This is a genomic window from Paenibacillus sp. FSL R5-0928 (assembly GCF_037970385.1).
Classification (GTDB): Bacteria; Bacillota; Bacilli; order Paenibacillales; family Paenibacillaceae; genus Paenibacillus_AQ; species Paenibacillus_AQ odorifer.
The window spans coordinates 6,686,256-6,703,058 of sequence record NZ_CP150225.1; the positions used below are offsets into that span (position 1 = coordinate 6,686,256).

A 16,803-nucleotide genomic window follows, 5' to 3' on the forward strand; every position below is an offset into this window, starting at 1 on the left:
ACACTTCATCAGTACAATTCTAACCTCGTGCATCAAAAATCCCCGACCGATTTACGTTGTTGCCTTTGTCGGACGGACGATGATAAGTAATATCCTGATTTGGTCTTCCGACCAACAGATCCAAAGAATAATCTATAAATGTAAGCGACTGCTCTATCAGCTTCTGATTTAGGTCATTGGCTTCTTTCAGGCGATGCAAAGTGCCCGAAAGCTTCTGCTGAATATGCAGCAGTCGTGCCTTGTCTTCAGGGTCAAAGATAAGCCTGGACAGCTCCGTTAGATTCAGGTTTAGGTTGGAACGAATACCCACGCCTTGCAAAACGGTATATGCGGCTAATATTCGCTCTTCCTCGAGCTGCCCAATTACCTTCATTAGTTTGGACTCACGGTTAAGGATGTCTATTAACGCATCCACCTTGTTATCCATAATTGTCTGTTTCTTCTCAGCGGCCAGATCCAGCATTTGAACATGCACTCCATCTAGCCGCTCCAATAGTTCTATTAATGTCGTCAATGCCATGGATGTTTTCACCTAATTCTCGGAGGATTGCTTAAAGTAAGGGGCGAGTTTCTCTGCTAGCTTAGATGCATCAACTTGATAGGTACCTGCGGAGACCTGCTGCTTTAGATTGTCGATCTTAAGTGCGCGTTCTGGATCATTCTTGCCAGTGTTTTGTGCTTGCAAGAGTTGAATCGCTTCATCAGAGATCGAAACCTCATCCTTGCGTGTGCTTTTCTTCATTTGTTCCTGCCTTTGCGCTTCCGCGCTGCGTTGATACGGATTAATCGCGTTAATTCGTCCGGTCTCGTTAATTTTCATAACTTCCACCTTCCTTCTAATATAAAAAAGCCGATAATCTTTACTAAGTTTATCGGCGTAGACTGAAACATTCTTTATAGCTGCAAACGTTTTTTTTGCAGATTTTATAGGTCACGCAGCTTATCTATGGCACGATATGCACCATCAGATGTCTTTTTAGTAGTATCCTCAGCAGAATTTTCCTTGACAGCATTCGTGAGATCTTTCCTGAGCCGACTACGACAGCTGTCACACATATGGCCATCCCGAATCAGTGTACCACACACTTCGCAAGGGTACATCATATTGGGTGCATTAGCTATAGAAATCCGGCCTTCTCGAATAAAGCGGGTAATCTCTTTAATAGAAATCCCCGTAGCATCGGAGAGCTCCTGAATGTTGGTTCCTTTGTTTTCCCGTAAATAATTCACGCAGATCTCATATTCATGCTCCAGCTCTTTGATACAGGCCTGGCACAACCCCATAAGATTCTTGACAAACAACCGGCCGCACCTTGGACAATTGTCTAGATTCATAACAAGCAGCCGCTCCTCTCCGTACATTCTGTGCAATGCATAATATTCTTATGCTCCTAGATTACATGATTGCAAGGAATTCGTCTATGGGACAGAAGAAACGCTACCAACCGCAACTAATCCTTAATGGAATGGATATAGCTGTTCACAATCATGCATTTTCCGCGTTTTAGGAACGCGCCCAGGTTAGGCTATAGATTTCCGCAGCATAATCATGGTTTGAAACCATTTGTTTTAGAATTTCGGCGCAAGCACGAATCGTGCTTCCCGTTGTATAGATATCATCAACAATAATAATTCGAATAGGACGGCTTATAGGTGAGTTATCTTTCAGCCAATCCTTAAATAGTGTGGAGACTGCCGGATTCGCTCCAAAAGCATTCTTCATATCTGCCAGTCGCTCCGCACGTCCTTTAAAGCTCTGCTTAACCGTATGATGCGTACGAATTAGTAGCGGTAGCTGAGGAATCTTCCTATGACGAGATAGAACATTGGCCAATCTTTCGGCTTGATTGAAGCCCCGTTCTAGAAGCCTGGAATCACTGACAGGTACCGGAACTAATAAATCAGCTGACCAAAGGCTGTTTTTTATGTACCTTTTATGTTGAATAAGATGAAAAAACGATGCCTTCTGGGATGAAGAAGCCCCCTGCTGCTTTTCCTCCTTTAGGGTTAAATAAGCTCTATCCAGCATGAATCCAAGCAAAGGAGCATATCGTTCATTCCCGCGATATTTGTATTGACCAAGCCATTCTCTCATCTCGTTTGTGTAGGCTACCGCACTCCGGTTACAAACAATTGGCGTGGGTTCAGCGCTGCGAGTGCAGTCTGGACAGCCTACATGCCGCCCACATATCAAACAACGTGGAGTGCGTATCCAAGGAATGGATTCCGCACAATTCTTACAGATACCAGGCAGCTGTGAGGACTGTGGGCTGTACTTCCCGCAAGTTAGACATTGAGGAGCGGAGGAGGTAAGAAGGAAAGACAGGGATTTTCGTAACCCTGTAAGCTTGGGATTCATATAGCCCCACCTTTACTGATATATCCTTGGCGGTGAGCGATGATATTCATAGTACGAATCTGAGCAATCGCTCCACGCTGGGATCGGCTCCACTGTGGGGAGGCAAATACAACATGCCCATCAGGATCGTCTTTAGAACGTCCGGCACGGCCTGCCATCTGAACCAAAGAAGCTTCGTCAAAAAGGCCACTGTCTGCATCCAAAATAAACACATCACTGCGTGGCACGGTAACTCCCCGTTCCAGGATCGTAGTAGTTACTAACAAAGAGATGATACGGTTGCGAAAAGCAGTCACCTTCTCTGCCCGAAATGAATCCTTGGACGAGGTGCCTTCAATAACCACGCCAGGAAAGCTCCGACGAAGCAGTACCAGCAAGCCTTCGATATGAGCTATGCGAGACACAAACAGAAAAATTTGTGCTTTTCTGTCCAGTGATTTTTGAAGATTCTGTATAAGCGATCTTGGCATACTTCCACGCTTCAGACAGGTTAGAACAGTAGGCATATTCAAATGCTGCGGGATAGGCAAGGGATGACCATGGAAGCGGACAGGCACTCTCGCATGTGGAAGCTTGCCTAACCGGACCAAACGCTGCATTTCTTGTGGTGGTGTAGCTGATAAATAAATGAAAGAGCCGTCCACTTTACAGGCTTGTTCAGCGGCATAGGCCAACATAGGATCATTGTGGTAGGGAAACGCATCCAGCTCGTCAATGATTACGAGATCAAAACCTTGATGGAAGCGCAGGAGCTGATGGGTGGTAGCGAGCGTTAAGCGACCGCTCACCCAGCGATCTGCGCTGCCGCCATAAAGTACGGCGATGTCCTCCGCCGGAAAAGCCCGGGCGAGCCGCGGCGCGAGCTCAAGTACGACGTCGCGGCGCGGCGTCGCTACCAGCGCCCGCCCTCCGGCGGCGAGCACGGCCTCTAGGAGCGGGAAGATCATCTCCGTCTTCCCCGCTCCCGTCACCGCCCAGAGCAGAAACCGCTCTGGGCATGTACTGGCGGAGCGCTTGCGCGCCTCCGCCAGAAAACCCAGCGCAGCGCCAGCGGCTCCCGCCTGCGCTGGGCTCAGCCCCCACCGGCCTGCGGCCGCGGCGGGGTCAAGGGCGGCCGTGCACCGCACGGCCGGAAGTGCTGCGCTGCGCAGCAGCAGCGCACAAGCCCGGCTGCGCCCAAGCGCGAGGCAGGCCTCGCAATAGGCGCAGCCCATAAGCCCGCACGCGGCGCATGCCGTGCGGCCGGTGGGGACGCTGCCGCAACGCAGGCAGCGCGAAACCGCGCGGCGAGCGACAGCGCCGCGCCACAATAAGTGCGGCAGCCTAGCCGCCGCACGCACCATAACGCCAGCACCCGCAGGGAGCTGGCGGGCCCGCCCCGTGCGCAGCCGGGGGCGCACTGCCTACGGCGGCTGTAAGCAACAGCCGCCCCTGTAGATGCGCCAGTTGTGCCGCCTGGCGCCAGCAACCCCCTAGCTCTGGCAATTCTTCTGCCAGCAGCGCTTCTACTTCCGGCTCCAATAAAGAGCGCCCGGCCACAGCCCGCAATAATTGTTCTGAATCAGATTCTAGTAATCCAGATTGAAAATCCTCTTTTTCACACCAATCGTATCTTTCATTCTTCTTATTGTCCTGATCTATTCCGAAACTTGATTCATTAGGCTTCCATATGAATATTCCATCATTCAGCCACTGTGCCTCCCACAGTCCCCCTGTCTCTTTCTCCTCTCTCAACTCAGCCTCAAGCATACTATTAATATATTGCCCCCACTCCTTAATCCCCCAGGTTCCCGTTGCGCTTCTTTGTTTAAAGTTGTCCCGGAGCTTCACAGCCCAACCTAGCGGCAACGCAGAAGAAAGCAGAACCAATCTATTCGCCGCTAAGGAACTCCCATCTTTCTTCTCCGATCTAGCTACAGACCACCACCATCTATCTACCCTAAGATCTAATGAAATTCTAACCCTCCAGCTCCCCTTGCATTCCACAGCATATACAGCGACTTGCATAATAATCCCTCCTACCTTTCGCTTGTACTTAGCAACTCCATATTTGATCCCAAATTCACGACTCCGTCTCCCCAAACGCAAAAAGCACACTCCCCCAGTTCTTGGAGAGTGTGCTTCACCCGTTACTTACATATTTACTTAAGATCTGTTGCGCTTTGATTCGCATCCCCTACTTCCTGCCATCCCCATAAAAGGCAGCGATACAGACTGCCCTGACAGCCGCAAGTCTACTACAATTCCTTCATGCTGCAATTCTTCACTCATCTGAAGAGAGTACAAAGATGTTGCAAGATCGATAGAGCAGCCACTAGCGGCCATTTTGGAAACTATCCCAAGTGTTCCATCGCTCGAACCATCATCCATGAACGTTACTCGCAATCGTTTTCCGGTTAGAAGAGCTTGAAATGTCAGTGCCCGAATGTACCATTCCACAACAGATTCATGATTGCGGGTAATAAAAATATAATGAATCCATTTTCCGGACTGCGGTGTTTTACGCACCTTCTGCCGGTTATGCAACATATGAATCATCACTGCAGCGGATACATAAACAACCGCAATCCATATCAACTGGGCTACCATGGAGATGCACCTCCTCTGTATACCAACACTATATGCCGGCATTAAAAGGTCGGTGACTGCCTAGAACACCCATCAGGGAAGCAAGCTGTGTCTACTTAATTTCTTTCCTATATGTAACGTATTACTGTGAAGCTTCTACAAGGTTACCCAGCCATATTTAATCGAATTAATAACGGCTTGAGTCCGATCATCCACTTCCATTTTTTGCAAAATACTGCTAACATGGTTTTTAACTGTTTTTTCACTAATGAATAAATATTCACCGATCATTTTGTTGCTCTTACCTTCAGCCATTAGACGAAGCACTTCTGCTTCACGACGGGTTAGAGGATTGTTGTCGCCAGCAATAAATTTAACACCAGCTTCCTTCACCACTGTATCTGTAGTTACGCCAGTCTCGTTAAGGTAAGTCATACGCCGCAATTGATTGATAAGCTTTCCAGTAACCTTTGGATGGATAAAGGCATGTCCTTCACAGACCGAACGAATGGCATTAATAAGGGATTCGGCCTCCATATCCTTCAATAAATAACCATTGGCGCCCTTACGAAGGGTCTCAAATACATAACTCTCATCATCATGAATGGATAAAATAATTACCTTAACCTCCGGGAACATTTCCCGAAGTTTTTGAGTGGCTTCTACACCATTCTCAACAGGCATATTGATGTCCATCAATACGATGTCCGGTTTAGTACCGTTACAAAACTCTAATACCTGAATACCGTCGCCGCACTCCCCTATGACCTCGATATCCTCCTCCATATTCAAAATGCGTTTCAGCCCTTCACGAAAAAGCTGATGATCATCCGCCAAAAGAACCTTAATGGGCGTTTTACTAGAGTTTAAGTTCTCCATCACACTACTCCTTCCCCTTCTCCACATTCGTCGGAATATGGATCACGATTGTTGTCCCCTGATTCTCGGCTGATACAATTTCCATTCTTCCTTCAAGCAGTTCTACACGTTCCCGCATACCTACTAGCCCGAAGCTTTCCCGATTACCTTGCTGATTTTTTAACTTTTGTACATTAAAGCCTAATCCGTTATCTTTAATCACAATCTTAATTAACTGCGCTTGGTATGTAATCTCCACCAATACGAAGCTTGGGTAGGCATGTTTTGCTGCATTAGACAATGCTTCCTGAACCAGACGATATACCGCCGCCTCCATCGCTGAAGATAGTCGGTGTTCCTGTCCTCGGGTTTCCAAAGTCGTCCGCAGTTTCGTCTTCTCTTCAAAATCATGCACATATTTCCGCAAAGTCGGAATTAAGCCCAAATCATCGAGAGCCATCGGTCGTAAATTAAAAATAACCTTACGCATTTCTTCCAGGCTGTTACGTACCTGCCCTTTTAAATCTACTACTTCGTCCTGCACCAGCCCAAATTCCTGCTTTACCAGCATTCTTTCTACAATTTCCGTCCTAAGGACTAGATTTGCCAGCATTTGAGCGGGACCATCATGAATTTCCCGGGCAATTCTCTTCCGTTCTTCTTCTTGAGCCAGGATAATTTTGAGTCCGATCATCTGTCTGTTCTTCGCAGATTCGACAATTCTCGTCACTTGGCCTAGTTCTCCCGACAAATATTCGAGCACTACGCTCATTTGCGAACCAATTGACTCTGCACGCTCTACAGAATTTTCGACACTGCGCACTCGCATTTGTAATTCATCACGTCTGCTTCGAAGATAGACCTCTCGCTCACGCGTCATCATGAGTTCGAGCTGAAGCTCCGTAGCCTTCTCATAAGCAATACGGATATCCTTCTCTGAGTAGCGGACAAAGTCCCGGCTGACCTCTGTCAGCCGGATTCTGGAGCGGTGATACTGTAGCTCCAGCTTGTCTACCTTTTTCAATGTTTCATCCGTTTCGTCCATGACCCGCTGCAGTTCCTTGTTGAGTGCAGCAAGTTCATCACGTGCAACCTGCAATATTTCAAAAATCTGATACTTGCTGCTCTCCATCACGTCGATGGTATTTTTAATAACGCGATCAATCGCATCGGCTTGAAATTCCACGGATGCTTGCCCCTTTTCTATCGGATCGTATTAAGGTTTTCCTTATATATTAACATATCACGATTCGATAGTTACGGTCTTCGTTTTCTGTTCCCATTTTACAGTTAATCCTAACTGTTCAGAAACCAGTCTCAGAGGTACTAAAGTCCTACCCTGTAAAATAATAGGTGCTACTTCAGCACTTTGTCGCTTACCATTTAACAGGTATTCCTTTTTATTTACCGTCAGATCCAGTGCCTTGGCTCCGCGCAACACCATGATCTTCTTATTCACCTGATCCCAGGTAGCATTCCCTCCAAAAGCATCCAGCACATAACGGATCGGCACATAAGTACTGCCGTCTTTCACAATTGGAGCTACATCAATAGCCTTCTTATTTCCGTTTACGGTCATTGCTTTGGAGCCGATGCTCATCGAAGCCGTACCCTTTGGTAACCCTGCATCACTGGAAAGTGAAGGCATTGTGAAGGTGATATTATCAAAAGCAACGGTACCTGTCTTCGCCCGTTCATCTTGGCCTTCCTCTACATTGACTACATAAAGTCTCTTCAGCGTAGCCGGGAATTTAATCCCTGATCCTGACAAGTCTATGTTTATGTTCTTCCAACCGTTCCAATCGATAATCTTCGCAAGATCTACATAGGCTGTAGCTCCACCATTGTCTACAAACTCAGCACGCAGCCAGTTTAAGCTCATATCGCCCATCACATCAACTGAGATCGAAGTTGCAAGCGCTGGAACGGCTTTTCCACTTGTGCCGTTAAGTTGAGCATAAGCGTACATTTTACCGCTGCCAGCCGTCATATCATAACTGAGTGACAGCACCTTGGAGCCTACTCTTTCAGCCGATCCGTCTACTATTGTTGCAGTCCCCTGTACCGCTGGCACATTGGTAGTAAAGTTGACTGGATAACTTACCTTCTCGAAATCTTCCCATGTTGTAGCTGCTGCTGTCGATAATACAACCGCTGTGCTAAATCCATCATAACGAGCAATAGCGTAACCTGTAGTAACCCCTGCATCCACAGAGTTTACAGTAAGCTTGCCATTTTGCACTACTCCCTTAAAACCTACAAACTCCCACTTCAGCGCTGAATCTGGAACGCTTATGGTTGCTCCACTCTTCGTAGCGGCCTTTACAGGGACAGATACAGTTGTCCCAGCTGTCAGTGGCGCTGTAGCAGTGCCCACACTCATGCTGGATAGATCATCTCCACCCAAGACTGTAAGGGTTGTAGAAGCGCTTGCTACGCCGCTTTTAGCCGTTAAGGTAACGGTGCCTGGCTTCACTGCCGTTACTTCTCCTGCACTTACAGTTGCGCTTCCTCCACTTGATGTCCAAGTAGGATTGCCTGCTGCTACATCTATAGGGTTATAGTAAGTGTCATAACCTTTTAACGAATAAGTAGCCTTTTGTCCAACTAATAGTGAAGTGCTTCCGCTAATTTTAATTCCTTTTACTTCACCTTGTGGTGCGTTAGTATAAACACCAAGCGCGTTAACGATGCTGCGCTGCTCTGTGCCATACTCTGTATTAAAGGTTAGTGTGGCTGAGGTTTCACCGAGAGGCCGGTCTACCATCGTTGTAGAGCCGCCTCCGTCTAAGTTAAGCCCTTTCCAGACTCCAATATTGGTCATAAAAGATTGCAGCTCGGTCAATGACATTCCTGAGCTGTTGCCATTTTTTTCAGTAGCTATGATATATACATAACGTCCATCCTGAGAGTATCCTAAAGCTGTACGTGCACGATAACCGCCAATACTGCTAGTCGAGCGAGAAAACGTTGCAGCTTTTCCGTTATTTACAAGAATCGTATGTCCACCAATCATTGTTTGCAGATTAGCAGGATCTAGCGATTGCTGCGTAGTCTTGGATTTCAGGGAGTACACACTTGTTACCGGTTGTCCAACAGTCAGATGGGCAGTAACATACCGTGCGGCTAAGCCATGGGCCCGCAAAATATAAGCTCCCTTTGGAACCGCTGTAGGAAGCGCAGCATTTTCAGATATTTGAGTAACTACGCCGTTCTCAACGAGCACCTCTGTCGGTGTGGTTGAGCTGTTTTTGGGACGATCGAGTGCGGTCCATACATCCGTATAGATATACATTGCATTAGCATGGCTATAAGTCGAGCTCCCACCTTCAGGACTATAAGCACCTTTATTGATACCGGATATCTCAAACTGTGCGCCGTCAGGTGCGGTTATCATTCCTTCAAAGCTGAACTCATCAATAAGAGGCTTACGATCTTTAGTCACTGCAAAGGCATACATTCCATCCAATTGCGAAGGGGTGGAAACCAAGACTCCACTGGATACTTGTCCACCAATCGGAGCGCCTTCCCCGCCTGTATTAAAATAATCTCCGTTTACTGCAGCCACGGCTCCAGTTTCTTTAGCCATCCCGCCAGTACTTTGACGTGTTGTCAGGTTTCCACCTTTACCAGTCATAACATCTAAAGAAACATATGGATTGTTGAGGTCAACGCGAATAACATCCGCCAAGCCAGAAGCGCTCGCTCCTGAACGTGTAGCCGTATATTTGTATTTCATCATAATGGCGCCCGAAGTAATTACTTCTTCTCCCAGCTTGCTTACTTTAAAATTAGATGTGGCTGCGGCAGCAATTGGTGTGGAACTATGACCAAACATAGCTAAGCCTTCACTGCCAATTACCGGCATAATCCACAACACACCTGCTAATGAAGCGGCAACCCATTTTTTAGTAGATGATAATTTCATTCCCCGAACAACTTCCCTACTCTTCTTCTCCATGAAAACTTCATTCATTTCGACGTAACTCTCCCATCTCTTTTTTACTCTTCAAGTCCGTTATCAAAAGTCTGGAAACTGGTTCCTATTTTTCTAGTACTCTTTTAATAGACTGAAAATAAGCGAAAAAGTTGCGAAATTGAGAGATTTCAAGCTTTATAGAGTCTCGTAACACAAACTATTAACATAAAAAAAGCCCAGCAGAATGCCAGGCTTTACCAATCTATTTATTCTATAAATAATCTGTTTGCTTCAGCATCCGATGCAACATCACAGCAGCTTGTGCACGAGTGGCATTACCCTGAGGTTGGAACTCACTTGTGGTCATTCCCAAAATAATCCCCGATTGCACAGCTTTAGCTACGAATTCTGCACTTTGATTCTGAATTTTGGACTTATCCTTGAAGCGAGCCAGCGTTGAAGCAGAAGTGCCGCTTAATGTAATAGGATGTTTGGTGTATTCCATTGCGCGAATCATCATGATTGCCATCTGCTCACGAGTGATATTATCATTAGGCCGGAAGGAGCCATCCGTGTTGCCTGTAATAATACCAGCCTTAGCTGCTGCACCAATATAGTCTCCCGTTTGTGTGGAAGGCTGCACATCCCGGAAGCGCTGTGCGGTCTCGCGATCGCCTAGCAAACCAAGTCCCCGGCTAAGCATTACTGCAAACTCTGCACGGGTAATCTTTTTTTCTGGACTAAATGTAGTCCCGTAACTGCTATCGATGATAGTCTTTGCACTAAGCTCAGCTACGATCGAATTACTCCAATGCTTACTCATATCTGAGAAGGCCCGGGTTGATATAAAAGTTCCTAACACCTGATTACCCTCCGTACGAGCACGAATAATCGTATAGCTACCTACCGTACTTACTTTTGTTGGCAGATAGGCTGCATCGTAATAGGAAAGATCCAGTCTAGCAGCAGATGTCTGCGCATTGTTCAATGAAGAAGTTGTACGCACAGTGTATTCTCCAGGTACCGATAATGCCTTAGCATTAGAATAATTGCTGCTTACTATCGCAGTCACCCGGACATCCATAAGACTAGTAACGCTCTGCATCCCCATAGTTTTTAGCTTTTGCTCAAATGGGGAGAACGTACCTGCCGGAACCTTTTCTAAGCGGAACACCAGCGAGATATTTTTACTGTCTGCAATCAAGCTTGTCGCTAATCCGTTCATATCGATATCGTCTAATCCTACGCTATATAAGTGATCGCCATAACGTATCATAAATTTTGTGGTTTTACTGCGATTTACAGCATCAAGCAAAGGCTTTAAAGGAACAGTCACATAGGCCGATTGTTCTGTAGCAGGCACCTCAAAAGCTAATGTATCACTACTTGCCTTATACAGATATTCAAAACTGGCCGTCAGGCGATCTGTGTTTAAGGTATATCTTTTTACAGATTGATTGTATAACGAACGGTCATCCACGATTTGTGAAGAGTCACTCTTCAGCAGCGCGTATTCTTTTCCAAACTCACTTGTTGCAATCGTCCCTAGATAGGATGGACGATTTCCCGTTCCGGTGCTCACGCCGGTTAGGTTCTTAACAGAAAGTGAAGAGAAGGAGGACAGTATATTACCACTTAAATCCTTGATCGTAACTGAACCTGACATATAAGACAAATCAACAGTTTGCCCGGTTTTTACTGCTGAGGATGTTGTTATTTTTAAAATATCCCCTGACAAAGTGTAGTTTTGTACACCCATACTGCTTCCATCTGCTCTAACTCCGAACTGATTAGCATAGAGGGAACCAGATGCCTGCATGTTTTTACTGAATGTAACCGTAAGCTCGTCGCCATTGATGGTGGCAGAACTAATCTCAGGTATGCTAGTGCCGCTATTTTCCGAGATGGACACAGGCTGCAGGTTAATATAAGCTGCACGGTTTCCATTTAAATCGCTTATTCCGGTAGTCCCCGGAACATAGGATAACGTAACATTCTGATTCACCGTCAAAGCACTCTGGAGCGTTAGCATGACCTGTGAGCCACTGACGGATACATTCGTAACATAGTTAGGAGTGCTGCCAACAAGCACAGAGAACTGGCTGTTCATCGGGAGGTTTGTCGTTGACAAGCCTTCATTGTAATTCAGAAGGATTTTATTGCCACCTCCGGTTGCACTTTGGAACACGGGTGGAATTGTATCGTTGCTGTTGCGAATGTAGAAATCTGTGAAATCCGCAATATTTTGTCCAAAAGAATTCTGCAAAGGATAAGAGCCTGCATAATAGGAGACACGAACGGTCTGGCCATTAGAAGCATCGCTATTTAACCCTAAATATACAGTGTTCCCGCTGGAGCTTATGGAGTTGACCCCTAGAGATCCCCCATCTGAAGTCACTAGAAACTGACTATGTGCGTAAGAGGAAACTGCCTTTAAAGAGTCATTGAAATTCAACGCTACAGTTCTACCTGTGATCCGTCCATCTTTTGGTGTAGGCATGGAGGACTCGATAGTGTTAGTAACCTGCTTTGAGCTAAAGGTGCTGGCTGCATTTCCGCTTGGATCTTGAATGGTCCGCAGACCCCCTGTATAGCTAACCTTCACGTTCTGTCCAACCGCTACCCCTGTACTGAGTACCACATAGGCGCTGTCTCCCTGGATATAGACACTTTCAATTGTACGATTCTCATCATTCACCGTAGCACCAAAGCTGGAGATCAACAGTGCAATGGAAGAGTTAAGACTCTCATTGTATTTTAAACGAATGGTCCGATTGTTCTCGAGTGATGCAGATGTGAGCTGTGGAGCTGTTTTGTCCTGAGACAAGGTCCGGAAGCTCCATGAATTTTTGCCGCTTAGTCCATCATAGATAGCATTAGCATCAATAGCGTCTACAAAAGCTCCTTTAGCAATATCAATATAATAGGTTGAGTCGCTATCTAAAGCTGTTTTAGGCGTAATTACATATTCGTTTGCAGCAGTTGTACTCCGGTTAACAGTAACCGGAACCTGTGCGCCACCACTTTTATAAAGCGCTACACCATTTTCCACAGCACTGTTATAATTCACATTACGATTGAATGTGACAGAAAATGATCTGTTGTTAGCTATGGATTCACTCCGGTCAGCTGGGTTTAGCGCGCTGACATTAAGTCCTGTCAAAGAAGCCGTTGTAAATGTCCAGGTATACGCACCCGAAGCTGGAAATACATTTCCGTCTTGATCATAAAAAGCTCCCTGCGGTATCGTCACCGTATACTGCGTACTGTTTAGCAAGGGTGATGCTGCTGATGCTGGAAGTAATGTTATAGTTCTGCTGCTTCCTCCTGTAACGGCTGGGGAGTTTACATTAAGCCATCTCGTTCTAGCATCGTTAGCTGCACCTGGAGATACTGTTATGGTTCCAGCTGCAGGCATCATAGGACGATCAAATGTAAGCTGTAGGGCTCCAGTGGTAGATACCCCACCTGATCCGTTTGCCGGTGCAGGAGTCACTGGAATCTCTGCCACACCTTTAGTAGAGAAGCTCCACACATCACCGCTTGAAATCCCGGAATACGTTCGATTATCAACATCCTTAAAAGCATAAGAATCTATAAGAACATAATAGTTACTTCCGGAGGCCAATGTTTTATCCAATGTTAGTTTAACTGTAGTAGAGTTAGCATCAGTCTGAACGTTAACTCTAGTATCATCATCCTTAATTTTGAACTCTTGTACGGTTGCATTATCTGCAGACGACAAAATCCGGATGGAACCTCCACCTTTTAACAGGTTTTTATTTAAGGTTAGACTTAGCTCCTTAAGGGCTCCTGCATCCACTCTTGTATTATTAGCAGGTGAAAAGTTGCCTGCCGTAATCGCTGTATTACTCTCAGGCGCAGTGGTAAATGCCCATGAAGTAACACCTGACTCATTACCATCATTATCCTTGAACAACCCCTTAGGGATTGTCACTGTATAAGTCTTGTTTGAAGTAAACTGTTGATTTAGCTTAAGCTCGTAATCTTTTGAACTACCAATTAGACCATAACTACCAATAGGAATCGTTAAAAAAGGTGAGCTATCACCCTGACCCGTGATGGTAATTTCACCTGACTGCGGGTTTACTTGACGATCAAAGCTCAGTCTAAGAGATGATCCGATATTTACATAACTTGCTCCAGGCGCTGGCGAGACTGTTATACCAAACTCTGATGCAGCGTACACTGCTGAATTCCCTATTCCAATAGCAGGATAACCCGAACCAAGTACTAACTCTCCCGCTAGAATAAGTGCCGTCCATATTGAAATTTTTCTTTTCATTCCGTGATAGACTCCTCTCAAGCCATACTATCGTCTTTATGTATATTCTTATATTTCGGCTAAAAGGCTGGCAAAGTTTAGTAGTCTACTTCTCTATGGTTAGATTCACTAGCCCTGCTCGTTTTCGCACGCAAAATAGCCCGCAGAGCTGACACCATGGCCAACTTGCGGGCTAACATATTATAAGACCGTATGATTGAATTACAACCCTGCTTGATCTCTTAGCAATTCTGCTTTATCTACGCGTTCCCATGGAAGATCAACATCAGTACGTCCGAAATGACCGTAAGCTGCGGTTTGTCTGTAAATCGGTTTACGCAAATCAAGCATAGAAATGATGCCCGCAGGGCGAAGATCAAAGTTGTTGCTGATCAGTTGAACCATTTTCTCTTCACTGATTTTACCTGTTCCGTATGTATCCACATTTATCGAGACAGGAGTAGCTACACCGATGGCATAGGCAAGTTGGATCTCACATTTGTCGGCCAAACCAGCAGCTACAAGATTCTTAGCTACATAACGAGCTGCGTAAGCCGCAGAACGGTCCACTTTAGTTGGATCCTTACCTGAGAATGCTCCGCCGCCATGACGAGCATATCCGCCGTATGTATCGACGATAATCTTACGGCCAGTTAGACCAGCATCCCCTTGAGGACCCCCAATAACAAAACGTCCGGTTGGGTTAATAAAGTATTTGGTTTCTGCATCAAGCAGTTCCGCAGGAACAACAGGCAAAATAACATGTTCTTTAATATCCGCCTGAATTTGTTCAAGAGAAATTTCCTCTGCATGTTGTGTAGATACTACGATAGCGTCTACGCGTACAGGTTTTTCATCTTGATACTCAATCGTAACTTGTGTTTTGCCGTCTGGACGAAGATAGTCCAAGGTTCCGTTCTTACGAACTTCAGATAAACGACGTGCAATACGATGTGATAAGGCAATCGGAAGTGGCATCAGTTCAGGTGTCTCGTTCGTAGCAAAACCAAACATGAGCCCTTGATCGCCTGCACCAATATTAGCTGTTTCTTCAGCTACTTGAGCAGGATCACGGTGTTCTAAAGCAGAGTTAACACCTTGGGCAATATCAGCGGACTGCTCGTTAAGAGAACTCAACACAGCACATGTATTATAGTCGAAACCATACTTTGCACGTGTGTATCCAATTTCTTTGATGGTATTGCGTACGATGGCAGGAATATCAACATACTCTGATTTGGTACTGATTTCCCCGATCACCAGTACAAGACCTGTTGCTACTGCTACTTCGCAGGCTACACGTGCATTAGGATCATTAACTAAAAATGCATCCAATACTGCGTCGGAAATCTGGTCACAGATTTTATCCGGATGCCCTTCCGTAACGGACTCAGAAGTAAACAAATGACGCCCTTTAATAGACAAGTATAACAACCTCCCATATGGTTAGTCTGACACTGTATAAGGGATTCCTTAATGATAACAGGCCAAATAATAAAACTAAATAATATAAATAATTCAGGTTTGCCTGATTTCTTTTTATGAAGGATTTTCGCAAAATTTAATGCCTGCATTCACTAAACTCTTCAAAAAATGAACCTTTTCCATATGGAAAAGGTCTAAGGCTTTCCTCAAAAGTCATATTATCTTATTTAGGGGGTGGTGTCAATTAAACACAGAGCCCCCCGTGAGAGTATGAATATTGATTTCACGCTATAAAAAAGCAATATCAGATAAGGAATAAGGGTATCCTAACCCCTGATATTATTGAAAAAGAGACTGTTCAGCTTGCTTAATGAGTCTCTTCGTAATTTCTCCTCCAACAGACCCATTATCCCTTGAACTCAGATGCCCAAGGTACTGACTACGGCCAGAACCACTACCTCCGACTGCTCCTAACTCAGAAGCAAACTCCGTGTCTGCCCCGCCTCCATAATGAGCCCCATATAAACCAAATTCAGCTGCAATTTCATATTGCATTTGTTTCAGCATTGTCCGACTTTCAGGTACGACTGTACGATTATTACGTGCCATGTTACAGCACCTCCTGTGAATTTGTAAGATTACAGGAATATTGTGCGTCCATCACTTAATCTTCAATCGCGCCAATGATTTGTAACTTTGGAAAACAGTTTGAAGGTATGATTAAGTCCGTTTACGGGCATTATGAATATATATCATTACACATTATTTCAAGGTATATCCACCACGAACCATCACAACAAGACCAAGGGTTTGACCCTCTTGAACAGCTATACCACGACCATCACGAGGGAAGGACAATAAGTGGTTAGATGGTGCAGCTAGTCCATTTGTAAGATCTTTACCATCTGTTAAATCGGCCACACCATTCGCATCTTGTGAAACGATTACTGCTTTACCCGCGCGAACGATAAATTCAGCGCCTGCAGAAGCAATTAAAGTTTGGCCAGGCTTCACATCAACAATCACAGATTCATTACTACTATTTTGACCAGGTGTAGCTACTGGCGCTGTGGTTGCACTAGGCGCAGGTGTAGCAGTCGCTACCGGAGTCGTCACTGCACCACCTGAAAGTGCTTTCTGAATTTGCTGATCGACGTAGCTTTTAGTAACTACAGGATCATCCGTTGTGCCAGGCTGAGAACCAACACCTGCACCTTCAGCAGTAATGTTTAGCAAAGACCCAGCCCATATACCACCAGCCAGCAATACAGCAGCGGTTGTTACTTTCCATACCGATTTCAAAGAAGTTCCTCCTCATTATTGGGGATAAAAACCTATAAAAAAAGAATAGCCTCCGAAGAGGCTATTCTGTGCTTCGGTAATCGGAGA

At 45.5% G+C, this 16,803-nt stretch carries 14 protein-coding genes; all 14 read right to left on the reverse strand.

The annotated features are described in order from the left end of the window. Positions 1-19: 19 nt before the first annotated feature. Positions 20-520 (reverse strand): flagellar protein FlgN, encoded by a 501-nt coding sequence (locus tag MKZ16_RS30395; RefSeq protein ID WP_036678457.1) that lies wholly within the window; start codon positions 518-520, stop codon positions 20-22. A gap of 12 nt (positions 521-532) precedes the next feature. Further along, a complete protein-coding gene (gene flgM / locus MKZ16_RS30400) occupies positions 533-820 on the reverse strand; it encodes a flagellar biosynthesis anti-sigma factor FlgM (RefSeq protein WP_036678454.1) in 288 nt (95 codons plus the stop codon). A gap of 104 nt (positions 821-924) precedes the next feature. Next, entirely contained in the window at positions 925-1,335 is a 411-nt protein-coding gene (locus tag MKZ16_RS30405) for a TIGR03826 family flagellar region protein (protein WP_038574933.1), read from the reverse strand. Between the two features lie 169 nt (positions 1,336-1,504). Further along, positions 1,505-2,095, reverse strand: a complete 591-nt coding sequence (locus MKZ16_RS30410; RefSeq protein ID WP_038573617.1) for a ComF family protein — start codon at positions 2,093-2,095, stop codon at positions 1,505-1,507. Positions 2,096-2,355: 260 nt separating this feature from the next. Further along, complete coding sequence (locus tag MKZ16_RS30415; RefSeq protein WP_339815145.1) at positions 2,356-3,573, reverse strand: helicase-related protein; 1,218 nt, start codon at positions 3,571-3,573, stop codon at positions 2,356-2,358. A gap of 109 nt (positions 3,574-3,682) precedes the next feature. Continuing rightward, a complete protein-coding gene (locus MKZ16_RS30420) occupies positions 3,683-4,366 on the reverse strand; it encodes a hypothetical protein (RefSeq protein WP_339815147.1) in 684 nt (227 codons plus the stop codon). Between the two features lie 138 nt (positions 4,367-4,504). Beyond that, positions 4,505-4,948 (reverse strand): glycosyltransferase family A protein, encoded by a 444-nt coding sequence (locus tag MKZ16_RS30425; RefSeq protein ID WP_051491194.1) that lies wholly within the window; start codon positions 4,946-4,948, stop codon positions 4,505-4,507. 135 nt (positions 4,949-5,083) lie between these two features. After that, positions 5,084-5,806 (reverse strand): response regulator transcription factor, encoded by a 723-nt coding sequence (locus tag MKZ16_RS30430; RefSeq protein WP_036681509.1) that lies wholly within the window; start codon positions 5,804-5,806, stop codon positions 5,084-5,086. A 4-nt stretch (positions 5,807-5,810) separates the two neighbouring features. Beyond that, complete coding sequence (locus tag MKZ16_RS30435) at positions 5,811-6,971, reverse strand: sensor histidine kinase (RefSeq protein WP_036681511.1); 1,161 nt, start codon at positions 6,969-6,971, stop codon at positions 5,811-5,813. A gap of 57 nt (positions 6,972-7,028) precedes the next feature. Next, on the reverse strand, positions 7,029-9,761 hold the full coding sequence (locus MKZ16_RS30440; RefSeq protein WP_081393468.1) for a stalk domain-containing protein: 2,733 nt from the start codon (positions 9,759-9,761) through the stop codon (positions 7,029-7,031). Between the two features lie 214 nt (positions 9,762-9,975). Beyond that, the gene (locus MKZ16_RS30445; protein ID WP_076106994.1) at positions 9,976-14,010 is read right to left on the reverse strand and encodes an Ig-like domain-containing protein; all 4,035 of its coding nucleotides are present in this window, start codon (positions 14,008-14,010) and stop codon (positions 9,976-9,978) included. Between the two features lie 201 nt (positions 14,011-14,211). Next, positions 14,212-15,414, reverse strand: a complete 1,203-nt coding sequence (gene metK, locus MKZ16_RS30450) for a methionine adenosyltransferase (protein WP_036681514.1) — start codon at positions 15,412-15,414, stop codon at positions 14,212-14,214. 339 nt (positions 15,415-15,753) lie between these two features. Then, positions 15,754-16,023, reverse strand: coding sequence for an alpha/beta-type small acid-soluble spore protein (locus MKZ16_RS30455; protein WP_036681516.1), 270 nt, complete (start codon positions 16,021-16,023; stop codon positions 15,754-15,756). A gap of 153 nt (positions 16,024-16,176) precedes the next feature. Continuing rightward, positions 16,177-16,716 (reverse strand): hypothetical protein, encoded by a 540-nt coding sequence (locus MKZ16_RS30460; RefSeq protein ID WP_038573625.1) that lies wholly within the window; start codon positions 16,714-16,716, stop codon positions 16,177-16,179. Positions 16,717-16,803: the final 87 nt, after the last annotated feature.